The following is a 19,581-nucleotide window of genomic DNA, read 5'->3' on the forward strand; positions in this document are numbered from 1 at the left end:
TGGTTCCCCGACAGCCGCACGATCGGCGTCGCCGTCCTCCGGCCCACATCACCGGGATGCGCCGGCCGCTGGGTCGCGGTTCCGAAACCGAAACGGCCCGCCGCTGGCCACGTGGCGATCGCCCGGGTTCCGGAGGATCTCACGGAGCTACCCAACGCTGTACTCCAAGTGGCTGCTGACTAAGCCCGCAGCACTTCCCGCTAAAGCGAGGATTCTGGAGCAGGTGACCCGACAGGCCACCCCGACAATCCAGACATTTCAACGATACGCCACTAGGTGTTGCTGGCCAGTTGCTTAGCCCCTTCTGATCCCAGCTTCAATTCGCAGGCAGGGGCTGAGTGAGACCCCCTAATCGTCTAGCGGTACGCCATCGAGAGTGAACGCGCACCTCACATGAAAAACAACCCTGTTCGCGATGATGTCGATGAGTTCGAAGGTGTCGGATTGCACTTCACTATAAGGCACATCCCCTGCATTCGCTTGGCAAAACTCATCGACCTCCGTCGCGGACGGCTCTAGCTGGTTCAGTCGAAAGGGATGATCGTATAGGGTGGCTGGGAACACCTTCCCACTTTGGCAAGGAACATTCTGCTGATAGTCGTCCGAACCACGAAAGAACCTGTCGACGTCCCACGGTTCTATACACGAACCGAAAGTAGCAATCATGTTTTCGGTTGTCGTGACCCTGTAGGTGTCAATTTGAATCTCGTCACCGTTATTGCGGCCAAGTGCGCAAGAGTAAGGCCCGTACTCTGCGATGTTGTATCTCATCGAAAACCCTGGGGGGTACTTAGTAAATTGTGACAGCACAGTGCCGCATTTAGTAGAAGCGGTGCGTTCTATGAGTTCATACTGATGGGGCCGACGGCAATCGACCAGCGTGAAATCACTCTCGGTATGGTTTGTAAGGATCAGTAGGGGTTCTGCGGGGCCGTTATATTGGAGACAGCCCAGTTCGCCACTAGGGAGAGTGCCTCCTCCTTCACTTGGGGTAGAGCTTGGCCCATCTGAGGAACTCGCCTGAGAGCTCTGAAGGACAGTGGGCTGGTTGGACGGGCTCACGCTAGCTTTGCTGCTCCATCCGTCGAATTCGATCCAGCCGTTCAGCACTGCCGTAATTATTGTAGCGATGCCTACGAGCACCGTGATGAACGTTACTGGAGACTTCCACCAGTCCTTCCATGAGTCCGGTGATGTGGGAGTCTGCTTCGACTGCATGGCGAGAATCTTACATGTGGACGACGGGGCGGGTTCTAGTCAACGTCGCAACACGGACGGATTCTGTGAGGCTAGCAGCGCCTTGAACAGTTCCGCAGGGGACCGGTCATTGAGGGATGATTCGCGGCCGGTCGTTGAGCTGGCGGACGAACAGGCCCGCGAGCGGCTCGCTGACGGTTTGAGGTTCCCCCGGATCTGTGGAGGCATCAGCTATGAGGAGTAGCACGATGTCTGAGAAGCGAACCAAGTACGACGCCGAGTTCCGCGAGGGTGCGGTCCGGATCGTCGAGGAAACCGGCAAGAGCGTCGCGGCGGTGGCCCGTGACCTCGGCGTGAACGAGGGCACCCTCGGCAACTGGGTGGTCAAGGCCCGTGAGGCCCGTACCGGCGCGAAGGGCCTGTCGGAGGCCGACTACGAGGAACTGAAGCGGTTACGCGCCGAGGACGCGGAGCTCCGGATGGAGCGTGATGTCCTCAAGCGATCCGTGGTCGGGTGGGTGAAGGAGGCGACGAAGTGAGCGTGGCACGCTTCATCGCCGACCAGAGGACCAAGCATCGGGTGCCGCACACGCTGACCTGCCTCCTGCTGGGGGTCAGCCTGGCCTGGTTCTACAAGTGGCTCGGCAGGGCGTCTGGCCCGTCGGGGGCCAGCGGGCTGCACACCACCCGGGACCGGCGGCGTGACACCCTCGACCGTGCGGTCCGGGTGGCGTTCAAGGCCGCCCGCGGCTTGCACGGCTCACCGCGTCTGGTCCACGACCTGCGTGATGCCGGGTGGAGGGTGAATGAGAAGACCGTCGCCGACTCGATGCGCCGCCAAGGGCTGGTGGCCAGGCAGATCAAGCGTCGTGGCGGGTTGACCCGGCAGGATCGGACGGCTCCGAAGTTCCCCGACCTCGTGAAGCGGAACTTCACCGCCGACCGGCCGAACGCCAAGTGGGTCGGTGACATCACCGAGATCCCCACCGGGTACGGCAAGCTTTACCTGGCGACCGTGATCGACCTGTACTCCCGCCGGCTGCGGGGGGCGGCGACCGGGCTGCACCCCGACGCCGAGTTGGCCTGCCAGGCGATCAAGATGGCAGTGGCGACCCGGGGTGGCAGGGCGGCGATCTGGCGGGCTGAGGAGTCCGAGCGGGTCATCTTCCACACCGACCGCGGCTCGACCGTCGAATTTCAGGGGTCGTCGCAACACCTTGATGTGAGGCGGATTCGATGGCCTGGCTGAAGGATCGGACACGGGGTGCCCGGCGATGCGGTCGCCGGGACGGCCGGCGCCGCCGCGTGAGGTTGGGCGGGAGTTCTGGCGGCTGATCGCGACCGGTGCCGCGAGCGAGGATGCAGCGACTGCTGTGGGGCGTGTCGGCGCCGGTTAGAGCTCACGGTGGTACCGCCACGGTGCTCGAGAGTGGTCATACTCGAGCTGCGACCCGACCTGACGGCCACGCCAGAGACACGAACGCCTACCTACCGCGGTGGATGTTGTCAACGCACGCTGCTGCAGCATGAGGTGAGTGCAACTCGGGAGCGGGGCTCGGTGCATCGCTGGTGCCGGAATCGACTAGATGAGCTGGCGTATCGCCTGGATCACCTTCTGGATGGGTTCGGGCTCGGTGGCCATCGAAATGTGGCCGTCACCCGTCACCACGTAGTGGGTGGCAGCGGTTGACAGGTTCGCGAGCTCGCGCTGCATGTCCAGCCAACGCTCCCGCATCGCTTCCATGCCCGGATTGTCGGGGGCGGTCAGAACCACCATCGGGAGTTCCTGGAGTGCCCCGCGATCCATCGCCTGGCGCATCTGTCTCATCGTGTCGTCCCACATAGAAACCTCGCCGTCCACCGCGGCCCAATAGCCCGGCCAGTGCGCGAACGCACGCAGCTGGGCGGCTGCGTCAGCCGGCAGCTTCGACGGCAATCCACCCAACAAGACCCCGGTCACGTCGACGAGGTGGCCAGATGATCGATCTCCGCATCAGCCCGAAGTACCACACGCTCCGAATCAGAGAGCTGACGCTGGCAGCTCGACACCTGGCGGCTGTCCAGACGGTCAAGGAGGCGGAGCGCGCCCACCGCGAAGAGCTGCGTGAAGCCAAACGAGCCGAAGACGAACTGCGACGAGAGCGGGAGAAGCTAGACAAGGAACGCGACCACTACACCAACGCGCTCAACGCTCTGATCGCCCGCGGAGATGAAGCCGGCGCCGAGGAACTGCGGGCCAAGTTGGAAGAGATCGATCGAGCCATCTCGGATGTCGACTACCGAGCCGCCAACGTTCGGGCTGGTTACGTTTACGTCATCTCCAACCTCGGCTCCATGGGGAGAACGTCGTCAAGATCGGCATGACCCGACGCTTGGACCCTATGGATCGGATCCGGGAGTTCCCGGACGCACCGGTACCGTTCAACTTCGACGTCCACGCGCTGTTCTTCTCCGAGGATGCCTACGGAATCGAGGCCATGTTCCATCGAGAGTTTGCAGACCGGCGGGTCAACAGGATCAATTTGCGACGAAAGTTCTTCTACGCGACTCCCGACCAGGTCCTGAACGCACTGCGTGAACACAACGTCGCCCTCGTCGAGTTCCGGACAGACGCTTCAGCCGAGGAATTTCGGGCTTCCCGTGAACTGACGAAGTCAGTTGCCGACCCAGCTCACTAGCCCCGGGCCCGGCTGGGGGAGCCTCTGCGTCATGGGGCGTACGTTCTGATGCCTAAAGCCACAGTTCAACGCCGGATCCCCGTCCACCACCCGCACGGTAATGTCCTTCGAAGTGGGGTCTGGGCTTGGGGTTCACACGCAGCCCACATCGGCACCATGTCCAGGCTGGGGTCTGATGTGAGGGCCCAACGCTCCTGCCACTCTCCAGTGTCAAGGGACACGAGGAAGTCCCTGTGGGCGGTCATGGGATTTCCTTGTAGGCGGACAGCTCATCTCCCTGTCTGCGGTCAGCTGATCTCCCCGTGTTGGTGTCAGTGCAGGGGGATTACCCCGCGTCCGGCGGTGGCTTCAGTTAGGCGTAGAGAGGTGCCTTCGGTGACGATGACGTGGGCGTGGTGGAGGAGCCTGTCGACTGCGGCGGTGGCGAGGGTTTTCGGCATGATGGTGTCGAACCCGGCGGGGTGGAGGTTGCTGGTGACCGCCAGAGACCGTCGTTCGTAGGTGGCATCGACTAGGCGGTAGAACGCTTCGGCGGCGGCTTGCCCGGAGGGCAGCATGCCGATGTCGTCTACCACGATCAGTTCGGCCCGGGTGATGCGGGCGATCACCTTGTTGACCGAGTTGTCTGCTCCCGCGCGGGTGATCGCGGCGGTGAGGGATTCCAGGGTGAACCAGGACACCCGCATGCCGGCGTCGATGACGTTGTGGGCCAGCGCCTCAACGAAGTGGGTCTTCCCGGTCCCGGAAGGCCCGGTGATGGCGAGGTTCTCGGCGCGGCTGATCCATTCCAGGCCGGCGAGGGCGGACTGGGTCGGGGCTGGGATGGAGGAGTCGTGTTCCCGCCAGGAGTCGAACGTTTTCCCGGCTGGTAGTCCGGCGGCTTTGCGTCGCATGGTCTTGGTGGCTTCGTCCCGACCACGGATCTCTTCGGTCAGGAGAACCCGCAGCACTTCGGCGGGGTCCCAGCGTTGGGCTTTCGCGGTGGCCAACACCTCGGGGGCTGCGGCGCGTAGGTAGGGCAGCCGCATCCTTCGCAGCAGACCCGTGAGGTCCTGGGGCAGCGGCGGCGCTGGGTGCATGGTGGTGGGTTCATGAGCTGTGTTCCTTCGAAGTGGTGAAGTTGGCCCAGGCTGCGGTGCCTGGCTGGGCGGAGTGGGACTCGTCAGCGATGACGAGGTCGGCGTTGGTGGCGCCGCTGGCTTGGTGTTCGACGATCGCTGCCAGATCACCTTCGGCGAACCGGGCCGCCGCGGCAGCGACACCCAGGGCGGCATCGACGGCGTCGTCGCCGATGAGGGCGGCGAGTTCGACCGCGGCGGCCATCTTCGAGCGGATCCGGACTGTCCCTGCAGCTGCGGCCTCCACCAGCCACGAGACCGCCCCTGGACCCAGCTGGAGGAACTGGGACTCGGCTCGGCTGCGTGGCCGTGGCTGGGGCACTCGGGGTGACCCGTCGGGGTCCTGGGGATGGTGCGGGTAGTGAGCCAGATCGATCATCGGGTTGCCGGGCGTCGAGAGCCGATGCCTGCAGACCTGGGCGTACTTCTTCGTGGCTGCCATCGACAGCTTCTCCTCAACCTCCACACCCCATCGTGGCCAGCCTCAACGTTCGCGGGGAAAAGTGTGTGAGGCACGGCCCCTACGTACGCGGGGACTATGTGTGAGTCTCGTCGTCAAATGTATGATTCTCGGGTTGCACCTTAAAATCGACGAAGGAGTCGCCGATGTCGCCAGCACCTCGCAAGTTCACCGCACTGCCAGCTCTCATCGCCGCCACCGCACTGATTGGCGGCCTCCTGCCGGCCACGCCCGCTGCTGCCGCGACCAGCGCGGTCACGCTCGTGGGCAGCCTCCAGACAGAGTTGGGCTGTACGCAGGATTGGCAGCCAGCCTGCGAGGCTTCCAGCCTCACCGATGCCGACGGCGACGGCGTGTGGACCTCGGAGTTCCTAGTCCCGGCCGGCGACTGGGAGTTTAAGATCGCCATCAACCAGGCGTGGGACGAGTCCTACGGCCTGGACGGCGGCAACTACCCGCTCAAGCTCGCGGATGAACAGACGCTGCAGTTCTCCTTCGACGACCGCACCAAGCGTGTCAACCTCGCCGCGACGGGGCTGCCTGGTGCCTACACCGAGGCTGACGACGTGCTCATCCAGGCCCCCTTCCGCGACCCGGGGGCAGGGAACTCGTTCTACTTCGTCGTGACGGACCGCTTCGAGAATGGCGATCCGGACAACGACAAGTGCATCGCCGCCGGCCATGTGGGCGCCGACGGTGTGCTCCCCGTCGACTGCAGCCAGACCGACCGGCTCGTCACCGGCTTCGACCCCACCGACAAGGGCTTCTTCCAAGGCGGTGACATCCAGGGGCTGCGCGACCAGCTCGACTACATCGACGGCCTGGGCCTGTCCGCCATCTGGCTCACCCCGTCGTTCGTGAACCGTCCGGTCCAAGGCGCAGGCAGCGACATCTCGGCCGGCTACCACGGCTACTGGGTGACCGACTTCACCCAGATCGACCCGCACTTTGGCACCAATGCCGAGCTCGAGGCGCTCATCGATGAGGCCCACGCCAAGGGCATCAAGGTCTACTTCGACATCATCGCCAACCACACCGCCGACGTCATCTACTACGCCGGTCACCAGGGCATCAACCCGCCCTACATCTCCAAGTCTGCCCAGCAGTACAAGGACGCCCAAGGCAACGAGTTCGACCCGTCCGACTACGCCGAGGGCACCCAGGCGATGCCTGTGATGAACCCGGACGCCTCGTCGTTCCCGTACGACCCGGAGGTCCCCGAGGGCATGGCGGAGGCCAAGTTCCCGCTGTGGCTGAACGACCCGACGCTGTACCACAACCGGGGCTTCGACCCGGCGTGGCCGGCCGGTGAGGCAGCCGTCTACATGGACTTCGGCGACCTCGATGACTTGATGACCGAGAACCAGATCGTGGTCGACGGCATGATTGACATCTATAAGACGTGGGCCGACTTCGGCATCGACGGCTTCCGCATCGACACCGTCAAGCACGTCGACTTCCAGTTCTGGACCGAGTTCACCCGCGCGATCAAGAGCCACGCCGCGGACGACTTCTTCATGTTCGGCGAGGTCTACGACGCCGACGCGAAGCTGCTGTCGCCCTATGTGCGCGACACCGACATGAACTCCGTGCTCGACTTCGCCTACCAATCGACCGCCGAGAACTTCGCCAAGGGCTACACCACCCGCGGGCTGTCCGGTCTGTTCGCGGCTGACGACTACTACACCACCGCCGGCTCGTCCGCCTCGAGCCTGCCGACCTTCCTCGGCAACCACGACATGGGCCGCATCGGCCACCGTCTCTACGGCTCCTCCCACCTGCTCGACCGCGCCGAACTTGCGCACGAGCTGATGTTCCTCACCCGCGGCCAGCCAGTGGTCTACTACGGCGACGAGCAGGGCTTCATCGGCGACGGCAACGACAAGGACGCCCGCGAGTCCATGTTCGCTTCGCAGGTGGCCTCCTACAACGACAACGGCCTACTTGACGGCACCGCGTACGCGGACCGCACGCTGTGGAACACCGACTACCCCGTGTACTCGCTGATCTCTGAGCTTGCTGCACTCCGCCACGCCACCCCTGCGCTGGCGACCGGCGCCCAGACCGAGCTGTACTCCGAGGCCGGCGAGGGCATCTACGCCTTCTCCAGGGTTGACCGGGCCGACAAGGTCGAGCACCTCGTCGCACTGAACAACGCCGCGGTTGAGAAGACGGTCACGTTCGCGACCCTGACCCCCGGCGCCACCTACGCCCCCTTGTACGGCACCACCGAGACCGTGACGGCAAACGCCGACGGCGAGGTCACCCTCACCGTGCCCGCACTGTCGGCCGTCGTGTTCGAGGCCGACGGCTCGGTCGCTCCGGCCGGCGAGGCACAGTCCATCTCTCTGATCAGCGGCGCCCCCGCCGATGGCCTCACCCCGCTCACGGCGGAGGTTGCCAGTGATCGCTGGGCCGAGACCTCCTTCTCCTACCGGGTCATGGGCGAGGCCCAGTACCTGCCGCTTGGTGCAGCCGAGACCGACCAGCCGCGCGTCTTCACCGACTTCGGTGGTGCCCCGGCCGGGACGCTCGTGGAGGTGCGCGCGGTGTCCGTGGACGCGGCGGGCGCCAAGGTTGCCACCTCCTCCACGGTGGTGGTGGGTACCGAACTCGGCGCCACAGTGCCCGAGACGACCATCAGCTGGCCCGGCACGGTCACCATTCCCGGCAGCCACAACGCCGCGATGGGCTGCTCCGGTGACTGGCAACCGGACTGCGAGCAGGCGATCCTCACTCTGGATGAGGCATCCGGCCTCTACACCGGCACCTTCAACCTGCCTGCAGGCTCCTACGAGTACAAGATCGCTATCGGCGGATCGTGGGACATTAACTACGGCGTCGGCGGTGTCGCGGGCGGCCCGAACTCCACCTACACGCTGGCCGAGGCACAGGCCGTGACCTTCTTCTACAACCCCGCCTCCAACCAGTTCTTCAACACCGTGCAGAGCGCCGTCTATACCCTGCCCGGCACCTTCAACGCCGCGCTGGGCTGCACGGAGGACTGGGCGCCCGCCTGCCTGAGCACGCTTATGTGGGACAGCGACGGTGACGGCGTCTACACCCTCACCACCGCCGCCATCCCGGCTGGTGAGCACGAGACCAAGGCAGTGCGCGACCTTGCCTGGGGCGGCTGGGAGTACCCCAGCCAGAACTACGGCTTCACCGCCGTCGACGGCAAGGCAGTCACATTCCACCTGAACCCGGCTGAGCCCAACCTGTGGGTCGAGATCACCGAGATCCCCCTCAAGGGGCAGGGCCAGCTACGGGCCCACTGGATCGATCAGACGACGATCGCTTGGCCCAGCAACTACCTCGTCGGCTCGGCAGGAACCACCAAGTGGGAACTGTGGACCGATCCCGACGGCGGTATGGCGATGAACGGGAGCGCCGTGGGGAGCGGCTCGGGCGAGGCCGCCGCCAAGGTGGCCGACCTCACTTCCACCGGCGGCGCACTGACCGCCACCCAGCTGACGAACCGCGGGCACCTAGCCCACGACTTCATCGCCCTGAAGCTCCCCGCGGAGCTCGACCGCGCCGCGCTGGAGACGGCGCTCAAGGGCGACCTCAAGGTGGTGCAGCGCGCCGCAGACGGCTTCCCGCAGGCCTTCACGGGCGTGCAGATCCCCGGTGTGCTTGATGATCTCTACGCCGATGAGGCGCGTCAGCGCGACCTCGGCCCGCAGTTCGACGACGGTGGCGTGCCCACGCTCACGCTCTGGGCGCCTACGGCCCATCAGGTCGACCTGCTGCTCTTCGCCGACGAGGCCGGCACCGGCACGCCGGAGACCCTGGCCATGACCGGCAACCCCGACGGCACCTGGGTTATCACTGGCGAGGCGGCGTGGAAGGACCGCGCCTACCTGTTCGACGTGCAGGTGTTCGTGCCGCAGAGGGTCCTCGGCGACCGCACGCTCGGTACCGACGCCGTCGAGCACAACGTGGTCAGCGATCCGTACTCGCTGGCACTGACCGTGAACTCGCGGGCCTCTGTCCTCGTCAACCTCGACGACGACGCATGGCAGCCCAAGATCTGGACCGACAACCCGCGCGGCCCGCAGCTGGACAAGTTCGTGGACCACTCGATCTACGAGCTGCACATCCGCGACTTCTCGATCGCCGACGAGACGGTGCCCGCCGAGCTCCGCGGGACCTACGAGGCCTTCGCCCTCGAGGGCACCGACGGTGTGGCGCGGATGACAGAGCTGGCGGAGGCTGGCATGAACACCGTGCACCTGCTGCCCAGCTTTGACATCGCCACCATCCCGGAGCTCCGTGCTGAGCAGAAGACCCCGGTCGTTCCCGAAGCCGGGCCTGCCTCTGAGGAGCAGCAGGCTGCCGTGATGGCGGTGGCTGACGAGGACGGCTGGAACTGGGGCTACGACCCGAACCACTACATGGCGCCGGAGGGCTCCTACGCATCCGACGCGAACCAAACCGGCGGGGCTCGCACCTCGGCGTTCCGGGAGATGGTGGGCGGCCTGCACCGCATGGGCTACCAGGTGGTGCTCGACCAGGTGTACAACCACACCGCAGCCTCCGGGCAGGGTGAGAAGTCCGTGCTCGACAAGGTCGTGCCCGGCTACTACCAGCGTCTTATGCCGGACGGCTCCGTGGCCAACTCCACCTGCTGCGACAACGTCGCTACCGAGCACGCGATGGCTGAGCAGCTCATGGTGGACTCCGTGGTCATGTGGGCCCGCGACTACAAGGTGGACGGCTTCCGCTTCGACCTCATGGGCCACCACTCGCGCGACAACATGCTCGCGGTGCGCGCGGCGCTCGACGAGCTCACCGTCGCGGAGGACGGCGTGGACGGCTCCAAGTTCTACCTGTACGGCGAAGGTTGGGATTTCGGCGAGGTCGCCGGCAACCAGCGCTTCACCCAGGCCACGCAGTGGAACATGGGCGGCACCCATATCGGCTCGTTCAACGACAAGATGCGAGACGCCGTGCACGGCCCCATGGGCGGCGACGCGACGACCAAGGCGCCCAGCCAGGGCTTCGGCAACGGCCTGTACACCGACCCCAACGGCAAGGGCGGCAACAGCGACCTCGGCCATCTGCGCTACGAACAGGACCGCGTCCGGGTCGGTATGGCGGGCAACCTGCGCTCCATCCAGGTCTCCGGGAAGAGCGGAAGCGACCTCGGCGGCTACGCCGTCGAGCCTGACGACAACGTCAACTACGTAGACGCTCACGACAACGAGACCCTCTTCGACACCAACGTGTGGAAGCTGCCGTTCAACTCGAGCATGGACACCCGCATCCGGATGAACACCGTCTCGCTGGCCACGGCGACCCTGGGCCAATCGCCGTCGTTCTGGCACGCGGGCACCGAGTTCCTCCGCTCCAAGTCGATGGACCGCAACTCCTACAATTCGGGCGACCACTTCAACCTGCTCGACTGGAGCGGCCAAACCAACAACTTCGGTGTCGGCCTGCCTCCTGCCCGGGACAACGACGTGCGCTGGTTCGAGATGGGCTTCTTCCTCGAGAACGAGGCCAACGTGCCCACCCCGGCGGACATCGCCGAGGCGCGTGCCCAGGCGCTCGAGCTCATCGAGCTGCGCAGCTCGCATCCGCTCCTGCGCCTCGGATCGGCCGCGTTGATCAACGAGAAGATCACCTTCCCGAACTCCGGGCCGGAGCAGCCGGCGGGCCTCATCCTCATGAGGGTCGACGACACGCTCGGCGTCGACGTCGATCCCGAGCTCGACGGCCTGCTGGTCGCGATCAATGGCTCGCCCACGGCGATGACCTTGCCCGTCGACGGCATGGCCGGCCTCAACCTGGAGCTCTCGCCGGTGCACCTCGACAGCGCCCGCGATGACGTCGTTCGCGAGGGCACGGCCTGGGACGCCGCCACCGGAACCCTGAATGTGCCGGCCCGCTCCGCCGTGGTCCTGGTGCAGCCGCATCCGGATACCACGGCCCCGGAGGTCGCCCCCATCGCCACGCAGAGCGTCGAGTTGGGCCAGGCGATGACGCCAGTGCAGGTGGAGGCGACGGATGAGTCGATGCCGCTGAGCTACGCCCTGGGCGAGGACTCACCGGAGTGGGCCACCGTCGACGAGGCAGCCGGCCTGATCACCGGCACCCCGGTCCTGGATGGCACGTTCACCGTCGAGGTCCTGGTCGCTGACGCCGCCGGCAACACCACAGCCGCATCGTTCGAGGTAGTGGTCACCAAGCCGAAGGACGAGGCCGGCCCGGCGATCACCCCTGTTGAGGTGACCGAGGCGAAGGTTGGCCAGCCCATCGAGCCGGTTCAGGTGCTCGCATCGGACGAGTCGATGCCGCTGACCTACGCCGCCACCGGGCTGCCGAACGGCCTGGCCATCGACGGCGCTACCGGCCTCATCACCGGGACGCCCACGTTGGCAGGCGAGTTCCAGGTCATGGTCACCGTCACGGACGCAGAGGGCAATGCGTCGCAGGAGGGCTTTACCTGGAAGGTGGCGCTGCCGACGGACCCGGACACCACCGGGCCTGAGATCACCCGCATCGGAGGGCAACCCAACCGTCAGGATGTGCCGATCCGCCCCATCCAGATCGAGGCGTACGACCCCTCGGCGCCGCTGCACTACTCGGCCGAGGGGCTGCCCGAGGGCGTGACGATCGACGAGGCGACGGGCTTGATCACAGGCACGCCGCTGGTGTCGGGGGCCCACAAGGTGGTCGTCCACGTCGCTGACGCCTACGGCAACACGTCGTCGGTGCGGTTCACGATGCCTGTCTCGCCAGCGAAGAAGAGATAGCGAGATGATCTAGCGGCCGCGGGGTGTGAGGCCCCCGGTCATCAGTGGTGAGGGGCCCCGGCGGAGACGCCGGGGCCCTCCTCGTTTCTAGTGTTGGGCGGGGCGCAGCATCCGGTGCATCGCGACGCCGCCCCAGCTCGGGCTGGCGTCGAAGCTCTCGTCGAGGTCGTGGAAGCCGCATCGGGCGTAGAAGCGCTGCGCGCGCACGTCGGCGTCGTCGCCGAGAAGGTCTCGCACCTGGCTGTCGGTGAAGGCCTCAAGGAGCACCCACATGGAACGCGCACCCCTGGCCGAGCGCACCGGCGCCGCATCGATCGCCGAGTACCTGGACGCCGTCGTCCAGCAGGTGCGCGATCAGGTGGGCAACCGCGCCGTGCTGTGCGCCCTGTCCGGTGGGGTCGACTCAAGCGTGTGCGCCGCCATCGTCCACAAGGCCGTCGGGGATCAACTGACCTGCATCTTCGTCGACCACGGCCTCATGCGCGCGGACGAGCCGGAACTGGTGGAGGAGCTGTTCGGGCGGAACTTCGGCATGCGGTTGATCAGCGTCGACGCACGCGACCGGTTCCTCGGACAGCTCGCCGGCGTCGACGATCCCGAGGTGAAGCGCAAGATCATCGGCGAGGAGTTCATCCGCGTCTTCGAAGAGGAGGCCGGCAGGCTGGGTGAGGTGGACTTCCTCGTGCAGGGCACCATCTACCCCGACATCATCGAGTCCGACTCCGCCAAGGCGTTGTCAAGAGCCATCACAACGTGGGAGGCCTGCCCGAGGACATCGCGTTCGACCTGGTCGAGCCGGTGAAGTTCCTGTACAAGGACGAGGTCCGCGAGCTCGGGGAGGCGATCGGCCTGCCCCGCGAGCTCGTGTGGCGCCAACCGTTCCCGGGACCGGGGCTCGGTGTCCGGGTGGTCGGCGCGATCACGCCGGAGAAGGTCCGCATGGTGCGGGAGTCGGACCAGATCTTCCGCGACGAGATCGCCGCCGCGGGGCTGGACCAGAGCATCTGGCAGTACTTCACGGTGTGCCCCGGGTGCCGGTCGGTGGGCGTCACCGACGGCGTGCGCACCTACGGAGAGGCGATAGTGCTGCGCGCGGTTCAGAGCCACGACGCGATGAGCGCCGACGTGGCCGAGCTCTCACCCGAGCTGCTGCGACGGGTCACGCTGCGCATCTGCGCTGGACCCCCCCGGGAGTCGTTCGTGGAGGACGTCCATGCGCTGATGGGGGAGGAGCACTGGGTGACCGAATGGCAGTACAGCAGCGTCCGCGCCGTCCTCGCCTCCCAGGCCGATCTGATGGTGTGGCTGGATCTGCCCGTCGCCACGGTGATGCGTCAGGTCACAATGAGGACGCTGCGCCGTCGGTTGCGACGCGAAGTGCTGTGGAACGGGAATCGTGAACCGGCGCTGTGGACCGTGGCGACCAAGCCCGACCACATCGTCCGCTGGGCGTGGAAGACCCGCCGCCGGACGGCCGAACGCATCGTCGCGCTGATGAAGGAGCGCCCCGACCTGCCCGTTGTCCGGCTGACCTCGCACCGTGAGGGGCGCGCGTGGGTCGCCGGGCCGCTGGCGGCGTCGTCGCCCGGAGGCATGGCCTACCAGCGTGAGGGCGCGTAGTCCTTCAGGAAGACGCCGAACAGGTCGTCGCCGGCCTGCCCGCGAACGATCGGGTCGTAGACCCGAGCGGCTCCGTCGACCAGGTCCAAGGGTGCGTGAAACCCCTCCTCGGCCAGCCGAACCTTTGTGGGGTGTGGGCGTTCGTCGGTGATCCAGCCGGTGTCGACGCTGGTCATCAGGATGCCGTCGGTCTCGAACAGCTCCCGCGCGCTCGTCCGGGTCAGCATGTTAACCGCTGCCTTGGCCATGTTGGTGTGCGGATGGCCGGGGCCCTTGTATCCGCGCTCGAAGACCCCCTCCATCGCTGACACGTTGACCACGTACGCCCTGGCGGGACCCCTCGCCACGCTTCTCGCCGCCTCGGCCAGGCGCGGCCGCAGTCGGCTGATGAGGATGAACGGAGCCGTCTCGTTGCAGAGCTGCACCTCGAGCATCTCGAGCGCGTCCACCTCACCGATGCCCTGGACCCAGCTGTTGGAGTGGTGAAGGTCGGGAACGAGCCCTCCCGCGTCGATCGCTGAGCCGTCGGCCAGCCTCGCCAGCGACGACGAGCCGGGAGCCAGGGCCATGTCTGTCAGGTGCTGTGCGTGGCGGGCTGCTGCCTCGGCATCCGCGTGAGTTGACTCCGAGCCGGTGACCGACGCGTCCACCGCTGCGAGCAGTGGGTGTGGAGGTCTCGAGGTTGAGGGGTTAGGAGGGGGGGTCGGACCGGCTTGTCGTCGTCGGCGAACGACTGCGGGGATGGTGACTGGACGCGGTGGCGCGCTCGGTGGGAGTCGGTGGCTCGGCGGCAGTCTTGAGGGACCGGTTCGGAGGGGGTCGACGGGGTCGAGCGGGATTGCGAGGTTCGGGTACTTCGAGTGGTCCCGGTGCCGGCTCCTCGCTGGGGTCGCTCAGTGTCCACGAGGCTCGGCGGCTTTTCGTTAGGAGGGTGAACGAGAAGGAACCGGCCGACGGCGCGGGAGGGCGACAGCGATGGCGATGAACGAGATCCGGCAGCAGGCACGCAAGAGCGCCGCGGAACGGGTCGCCCGGTTGCGGCAGCAGCGGGCGGACGTAGTCAAGAAGCAGGAGGACCTCTCGGCCACGGTGATGACCGCGCTGGCCGAACGCGACGCAGTCATCGCGGACGCCGAACGGCGGGCCGGCGCGGCCCTCAAGGAACTCGCATCCAGTGGCCTGAGCCTGGCGCAGGCAGCCCAGTGGTGCGACCTCGTCGACAAGGACGCCGCACGGCTGATGAGGCTAGCGGCCCAGCCGACCGCCGCGAAAGGCGCCTCGACAGCGAGGGAAAACGTCAGTGGCGACCAGTAGCTTCCCAAGCATCGGGAGGTCGGGGAGGACCATCATGGCGACGTCAACGGATTACCCGTTCCGAAGCGGCCAACTCCGCCGAGCAGGCGTGCTCATGAAGTTGCCGCGGGTGGTGATCGCCGCGGTGGCGTGGCTGGTGGTCATCGAAACGCTGCCCGTTCCTGCGGCGTGGGGCGTCCTGGCGGTCGTCGTCGTCGGCACGGTCGCGGGGGTCGTCGCTGAACCAGTGATCGTCCGCCTGGTGTGGTGGGCGCGCCGCCCTTCGCCCCCACTCGCGGTGCCCGGCGACCCGGGAGTTCGGATCTGGGTCACCGGTCGACAGGCCCCCGGGATCGGGCAGGCCGGACGCCGGCACCTCATCGTGCCCGCGACCTGGATCGGACGGGCTGACCTACCCACGCTGCTCACCCGAGCGCGGCAGCGTCAGCTGGTGTCGGCGGGACGGTTCGACGTCGCCTGCCAGTGGTTCACCTGGCCGTGGCAGCTGCTCGCCGCACTAGTGGCCGGGTTCGCCCATGGCATGACTTGGTTGCCTCTGATCGGGTTCGCTTGGCGGATGCGATTGGTTGTCGCCGGCATCGCCCTTTGGCAGACCGTCGTCGCCGGCCAGCACTCAGCCACCACGGGGATCGTCGTGGTAATCGGGCTGACGTACCTGCTGCCGTGGACGCAAGCCCACCATGCGCGCCTGGTCTCGCAGGCGCTCGCGGATCTCGACCGGTCGTCGGTCGCGCCAGCCGCGCTGGCGACGCGGCGTCCGGTCGTGCTACCCATCCGGCCCACCGCGACCCACGTCGGACGCCGACCCTGCACCTCTGAGAGGCGGCGTGGCCTTGAGCCCTGTGGACAGTGGCGCTCGCCCGCGCGCTTGGTGACTTGTACGGGCGAAGGGATTCGTGGGCGTGCCCACGATCCGAGGACAACTGGAAGGAAGGGATCACGATCATGACCGGAGTGCCGATGCCCGCCGAGTCGATCGCCAAGGTCGATCTGCTGCTGGGGCAGACGACGATGCTGACTGCTGACCGCTGGGACGACGTTGCCGCGATGATCCAAGAGGCAATGGGGATCTCGCTGTTGATGGCGGCCACTTACCCGTCGAGCCGGCCCGTGGACGTCCCGGGGCTGACACGACTGACGGCGCTCGAGTGCGTCGAGAAGGCATTGCGCGAGGTTCATACCTGGGACCTGGCCCTCGCCGCAGACCTGCCCGACTTGGCGCGGCTTCGGGTGCTGTTGGCCGACGTCCGCAGGGAGTTGAACAGCACTGTCGGACGGCGAGGGTAACGGCCCATGTGGCAGGCCGTCCGGCGGGAACTCGCCCGCCTCGAGTGGGACGTCGAGCCGACCCTCACGCTGGATCTGATGGCGGACTGGACCCGGACCGTGTCCAGCCTGGTGACGATCCGACGAGCTCTCGGCCCGATCTCCACAGCCGACCCCCTCGCGCTGTTGGCCACCGCAACGACAGGCGCTGCGCGAACTGCTGACGTGAAACCGATCCTGGCGCCGTCGCTGGGCGCTGTGATCGCGGCGCTCGCCGACGTCGGCCAGGACATGGCGTCGCGCCCCGACTTCGACCGGCAGCGCGACGCGGCGACGCTCAACCACGTCGCCTACGAACTCGTGCACTGGGTGCGCGTCCGGACGCCGGACGAGCAGGCGGGGGCATGGCTGCTCGCCGGCGAGACCGCACTCGACGGCGCGATCCACGCCCCAACGCGCCGATCGGCCGTCGGCGTCGGCCTGGCTACCTGGCAGGACGCGCTCGCAGCCGTGCAGCCCGTTCAGAACGCCCCGATCGTGCGCCGCAGCGTGGCGCTCGGGCACCTGGCGATCCTGCGCGACACCCACGCTCTGGTGGACGAAGCCAGGAAGGACGGGGCGCTGCCAGGCCCGTACGCTGACGCCCTCCTCGGCAACATCCGCGACCTTGCCCGCGCACACCAGAGCACGCTGAGTCAGATCGACGGCCGACGCCTCGGCGCCACCCGCGTCGACCAAGCAGTTATGCTCCAGGTCGGCACCGCCGTGCGGCAACTGACCGGACGCCCCGAGCCCACCGAGCCTCTCCACGTCCGTCTCGACGTTATGCTGCGGTCGGGCCTCGGCCAGGCGGTTCTGGTCGCCAACCTCACCGGCGAGCCGTCCGCCCATCCTGCTGCTGCGCGGATCAGCCGACTCGCATTGGAGTACCTCACCAACCCCAGGATGCTCCGCGACATCGACCTGTCGGACGCCCCAACGCCGCCCGCACAGGTGGAGCCCAAGGCCGCAGCTCCGCCGGAACCCCGAGCCTCGGCAGGGATCGCACCCATGGAACCGACGATCACCCCGGGGACCGTCCTGGACGGCGCTTCCATCCTGGCGCTATGCCGGGCCCGCGACCTCGGGGTGGCCGCTGCGATCGGCGATCCGGCGAACCCGCCCGAGATCCTCCGGGGAGTGGACTCATCGCGTTGGCCGCAGTTGGTCGCCGAGGGGAGGCAGGCCGTGACCGACTTGGTCGGCTCGGTCATCCCGATGGTGTACGCCCAGACGAGAAGAATCCCCAATGCCGCGGACACTCGCGGCCAGATGTTCGTTGAACTGATGGGCGCGGCCTACCGATTCGACCCCCAGCGGACCAGTCCTGAGGGTTGGGCAAGCTACGCCTGGATGACGCTGAAACACGCCCGCCTGCGCGGCGTCGACGACTCCGGCGTGGTCCGCAAGCGCACATCCGCCCCCCGGCCCGCCACCTTGCCACTCGAAGGGCGGGAGCCGGCCAGCCGGACGCCCGACCCGGGCGAGGTCGTTGAAGATCGGCACGCCGTCGCTGCCATCACGCAGGCTCTCGGGCAGCTACCGACGTCACTGCGGGAGCCGCTGATGGCGTCGATGCAAGGACACCCGCTCAGGGAGATCGCCGAGGACCTCGGGTACTCCGAGAGCACCGCCCACCGACGCATCAAGGAAGCGCGTGAGCACATCAGGGACGACCTCGCCTCACACGTGGACGACCGCGGCTGGGTGCCCTTCGACGCGGGGACCGATCCGGTGCTGGAACGCTCGCAGCGCTCGTTCGAAGAGACCTTCCGACCAGCGCTTAGCCCGAGACCAGGCCGAGGTCCCTACAGGTGAGCGAGTCGGCGACACCCGTCCTGTTGAAAGCCAAGAACGCCCAAGTGGAAACGGCCGTTAGGCGCGGAACCGAGGCAATCCCTGTCAGCTATATGCTCGGGTGTGTGCGCGCCAGTCCACGAAAGATCACTCAGCTCGCCCCGGACGAAGTATTCGTCTTCGGATCGAACGCCAGGGGGCGTCACCGTGGCGGGGCAGCCCGATTCGCACTCAATCAATTCGGAGCGGTCGACGGCGAAGGCCATGGGCTCCGCGGACAGAGTTACGCCATTGACTCGATGAGCGGTATCGACGTGCTGCGTGAACGCGCGCGCAGTTTCTTGCTGTTCGCTCAGGCCCATCCCGGGCTCACCTTCCTCGTCACCGAGGTCGGATGCGGGATTGCGGGGCACACACCTCAGGAGGTTGCGCCGCTCTTTGCCAGCCCTCCTTCGAACGTTCGACTCCCGCAGTCGTTCATCGACATCCTCGAGACCTGTTCGGTGCCCGATGTGAACACTGGGGACAATTTTGCGGCAGTCATGAGTCCCGCAGAGCACGAAGCGGCACTCATCGAGCTCCTTGACGGGCTCACGACAGCCCAAGACGAGTCTTGGCCTCGACCCGCCGACGCGGAGGACTTGCGACGACTAGCGGCGCTCGATGACCCCCGCCTGCTCGAAGAGATAGCGCGTCGCGTGCTCCTGCCCTTCGATGGTGGTCGTCTGGCCATCGCGGGCTACGAGCTACTCACACGCGCGCTCTACCTCCAGGGCCGGCTCATCGAAGCGGCCCAGGTACTGGAGGAGGCGGAGGAGCACTTCTGGCAGTGGATCGATCTGGGCTCGCCCGCTCACCGGGTTCAGCTGGCATGGCTCGTCCGTAGTCAACTCGTGCTCGAGGCTGACGAAGCGGAACCGCTCCCGGGTGATGACCCCGATGGGGCGTACCACCTGCTCGTTCAATCAGCCAACAAGGCGCTCTGGCGGCATACGGGCTGGGACCGCGGCTACCTGCTCATGGCACTATGCAGGCTCGCCGACTTCGACACTTCCCTGCTGAGCCAGACGCCGGATCCTCTGCTCGCCCGCGCGGCATGGGCGCGCCTCGCGCTTCGACTGCCTAAGTGGAATCCCAAACTGGACCCCGGGGTCTTGGTTCACCGAAGAAGAGCGAGCGCACCTCGCGTCTCGCGCGGCTGAGTGAGTCGCGACGTCACCTGCCGACGTCCCGGATGCCGGGCTCAGAGAGGACCCGCTCGACTCGTCGTCAGGGGGCTCATCCCCACCGCACCCACCGGCCGCGACGACACCTCCCAAGTGATCGCCAGG

Annotated in this window: 18 protein-coding genes; 12 read left to right on the forward strand and 6 right to left on the reverse strand. The window is 66.7% G+C overall.

All coding sequences use genetic code 11. The features are described from left to right. Positions 1-348 precede the first annotated feature (348 nt). Positions 349-1,218: a hypothetical protein gene (locus tag H5399_RS14315; protein WP_182783812.1), complete on the reverse strand. Its 870-nt coding sequence runs from the start codon at positions 1,216-1,218 to the stop codon at positions 349-351. A 227-nt stretch (positions 1,219-1,445) separates the two neighbouring features. Here H5399_RS14315 and H5399_RS14320 point away from each other — a divergent pair, with 227 nt between their 5' ends. Both H5399_RS14320 and H5399_RS14325 read left to right on the forward strand, forming a co-directional pair. Further along, positions 1,446-1,736, forward strand: a complete 291-nt coding sequence (locus H5399_RS14320; RefSeq protein ID WP_182783814.1) for a transposase — start codon at positions 1,446-1,448, stop codon at positions 1,734-1,736. Continuing rightward, positions 1,733-2,446: an IS3 family transposase gene (locus H5399_RS14325; RefSeq protein ID WP_370585784.1), complete on the forward strand. Its 714-nt coding sequence runs from the start codon at positions 1,733-1,735 to the stop codon at positions 2,444-2,446. Before H5399_RS14320 ends, H5399_RS14325 begins: the two co-directional genes overlap by 4 nt. A 333-nt stretch (positions 2,447-2,779) precedes the next feature. Here the strand turns inward: H5399_RS14325 and H5399_RS14330 are convergent, their stop codons facing one another. Then, a complete protein-coding gene (locus H5399_RS14330; RefSeq protein ID WP_182783816.1) occupies positions 2,780-3,157 on the reverse strand; it encodes a hypothetical protein in 378 nt (125 codons plus the stop codon). Positions 3,158-3,174: 17 nt separating this feature from the next. Here H5399_RS14330 and H5399_RS17635 point away from each other — a divergent pair, with 17 nt between their 5' ends. Together H5399_RS17635 and H5399_RS17640 are read left to right on the forward strand one after the other, a co-directional pair. Next, complete coding sequence (locus H5399_RS17635; RefSeq protein WP_220491023.1) at positions 3,175-3,561, forward strand: hypothetical protein; 387 nt, start codon at positions 3,175-3,177, stop codon at positions 3,559-3,561. A 17-nt stretch (positions 3,562-3,578) separates the two neighbouring features. After that, positions 3,579-3,875 carry a GIY-YIG nuclease family protein gene (locus tag H5399_RS17640; RefSeq protein WP_220491024.1) on the forward strand — a complete coding sequence of 99 codons (297 nt, stop codon included), beginning with the start codon at positions 3,579-3,581 and terminating at the stop codon, positions 3,873-3,875. A gap of 311 nt (positions 3,876-4,186) precedes the next feature. On the opposite strand, the gene istB is transcribed toward H5399_RS17640, so the two are convergent. Then, positions 4,187-4,954: an IS21-like element helper ATPase IstB gene (gene istB, locus H5399_RS14340; protein WP_182783818.1), complete on the reverse strand. Its 768-nt coding sequence runs from the start codon at positions 4,952-4,954 to the stop codon at positions 4,187-4,189. 10 nt (positions 4,955-4,964) lie between these two features. Then, entirely contained in the window at positions 4,965-5,435 is a 471-nt protein-coding gene (locus tag H5399_RS18210; RefSeq protein ID WP_182783820.1) for a hypothetical protein, read from the reverse strand. Positions 5,436-5,599: 164 nt separating this feature from the next. On the opposite strand from H5399_RS18210, the gene pulA reads away from it, so the two are divergent. After that, the gene (pulA, locus tag H5399_RS14350) at positions 5,600-12,214 is read left to right on the forward strand and encodes a pullulanase-type alpha-1,6-glucosidase (RefSeq protein WP_182783822.1); all 6,615 of its coding nucleotides are present in this window, start codon (positions 5,600-5,602) and stop codon (positions 12,212-12,214) included. An 87-nt stretch (positions 12,215-12,301) separates the two neighbouring features. Here pulA and H5399_RS14355 read toward each other — a convergent pair whose 3' ends face one another. After that, positions 12,302-12,487: a hypothetical protein gene (locus H5399_RS14355; protein WP_182783824.1), complete on the reverse strand. Its 186-nt coding sequence runs from the start codon at positions 12,485-12,487 to the stop codon at positions 12,302-12,304. Between H5399_RS14355 and H5399_RS17645 the strand changes: the two genes are divergently transcribed. After that, complete coding sequence (locus H5399_RS17645; RefSeq protein WP_220491026.1) at positions 12,486-13,016, forward strand: asparagine synthase-related protein; 531 nt, start codon at positions 12,486-12,488, stop codon at positions 13,014-13,016. The two genes, H5399_RS14355 and H5399_RS17645, sit on opposite strands and share 2 nt — an antisense overlap. Beyond that, entirely contained in the window at positions 12,968-13,834 is an 867-nt protein-coding gene (locus H5399_RS17650; protein WP_220491027.1) for a hypothetical protein, read from the forward strand. Before H5399_RS17645 ends, H5399_RS17650 begins: the two co-directional genes overlap by 49 nt. Here H5399_RS17650 and H5399_RS14365 read toward each other — a convergent pair. Then, positions 13,813-14,484, reverse strand: coding sequence for a hypothetical protein (locus H5399_RS14365; protein WP_220491028.1), 672 nt, complete (start codon positions 14,482-14,484; stop codon positions 13,813-13,815). The two genes, H5399_RS17650 and H5399_RS14365, sit on opposite strands and share 22 nt — an antisense overlap. A 325-nt stretch (positions 14,485-14,809) precedes the next feature. Between H5399_RS14365 and H5399_RS14370 the strand changes: the two genes are divergently transcribed. The 5 genes from H5399_RS14370 (at position 14,810) to H5399_RS17655 (ending at position 19,452) form a co-directional block, all read left to right on the forward strand. After that, positions 14,810-15,148 (forward strand): hypothetical protein, encoded by a 339-nt coding sequence (locus tag H5399_RS14370; protein WP_182783826.1) that lies wholly within the window; start codon positions 14,810-14,812, stop codon positions 15,146-15,148. Positions 15,149-15,242: 94 nt separating this feature from the next. Then, positions 15,243-16,097, forward strand: coding sequence for a hypothetical protein (locus tag H5399_RS14375; RefSeq protein ID WP_182783828.1), 855 nt, complete (start codon positions 15,243-15,245; stop codon positions 16,095-16,097). Further along, positions 16,094-16,435 carry a hypothetical protein gene (locus H5399_RS14380; RefSeq protein WP_182783830.1) on the forward strand — a complete coding sequence of 114 codons (342 nt, stop codon included), beginning with the start codon at positions 16,094-16,096 and terminating at the stop codon, positions 16,433-16,435. The genes H5399_RS14375 and H5399_RS14380 overlap by 4 nt, the downstream gene beginning before the upstream one ends. Before the next feature lie 6 nt (positions 16,436-16,441). Then, positions 16,442-18,271, forward strand: coding sequence for a sigma-70 family RNA polymerase sigma factor (locus tag H5399_RS14385; protein ID WP_182783832.1), 1,830 nt, complete (start codon positions 16,442-16,444; stop codon positions 18,269-18,271). After that, on the forward strand, positions 18,268-19,452 hold the full coding sequence (locus tag H5399_RS17655) for a hypothetical protein (RefSeq protein ID WP_220491029.1): 1,185 nt from the start codon (positions 18,268-18,270) through the stop codon (positions 19,450-19,452). Before H5399_RS14385 ends, H5399_RS17655 begins: the two co-directional genes overlap by 4 nt. The last annotated feature ends 129 nt before the right edge of the window (positions 19,453-19,581 follow it).

The organism is Tessaracoccus sp. MC1627 (genome assembly GCF_014164725.1).
Lineage (GTDB): Bacteria > Actinomycetota > Actinomycetes > Propionibacteriales > Propionibacteriaceae > Arachnia.

Coding starts and splice junctions, on each gene's coding strand:
- H5399_RS14315 (WP_182783812.1), bottom strand. CDS start 1,218: ATGCAGTCGAAGCAGACTCCCACATCACCGGACTCATGGAAGGACTGG.
- H5399_RS14320 (WP_182783814.1), top strand. CDS start 1,446: ATGTCTGAGAAGCGAACCAAGTACGACGCCGAGTTCCGCGAGGGTGCG.
- H5399_RS17635 (WP_220491023.1), top strand. CDS start 3,175: ATGATCGATCTCCGCATCAGCCCGAAGTACCACACGCTCCGAATCAGA.
- H5399_RS17640 (WP_220491024.1), top strand. CDS start 3,579: ATGGATCGGATCCGGGAGTTCCCGGACGCACCGGTACCGTTCAACTTC.
- istB (WP_182783818.1), bottom strand. CDS start 4,954: ATGCACCCAGCGCCGCCGCTGCCCCAGGACCTCACGGGTCTGCTGCGA.
- H5399_RS18210 (WP_182783820.1), bottom strand. CDS start 5,435: ATGGCAGCCACGAAGAAGTACGCCCAGGTCTGCAGGCATCGGCTCTCG.
- pulA (WP_182783822.1), top strand. CDS start 5,600: ATGTCGCCAGCACCTCGCAAGTTCACCGCACTGCCAGCTCTCATCGCC.
- H5399_RS17645 (WP_220491026.1), top strand. CDS start 12,486: ATGGAACGCGCACCCCTGGCCGAGCGCACCGGCGCCGCATCGATCGCC.
- H5399_RS14355 (WP_182783824.1), bottom strand. CDS start 12,487: ATGTGGGTGCTCCTTGAGGCCTTCACCGACAGCCAGGTGCGAGACCTT.
- H5399_RS14370 (WP_182783826.1), top strand. CDS start 14,810: ATGGCGATGAACGAGATCCGGCAGCAGGCACGCAAGAGCGCCGCGGAA.
- H5399_RS14375 (WP_182783828.1), top strand. CDS start 15,243: ATGAAGTTGCCGCGGGTGGTGATCGCCGCGGTGGCGTGGCTGGTGGTC.
- H5399_RS14380 (WP_182783830.1), top strand. CDS start 16,094: ATGACCGGAGTGCCGATGCCCGCCGAGTCGATCGCCAAGGTCGATCTG.
- H5399_RS14385 (WP_182783832.1), top strand. CDS start 16,442: ATGTGGCAGGCCGTCCGGCGGGAACTCGCCCGCCTCGAGTGGGACGTC.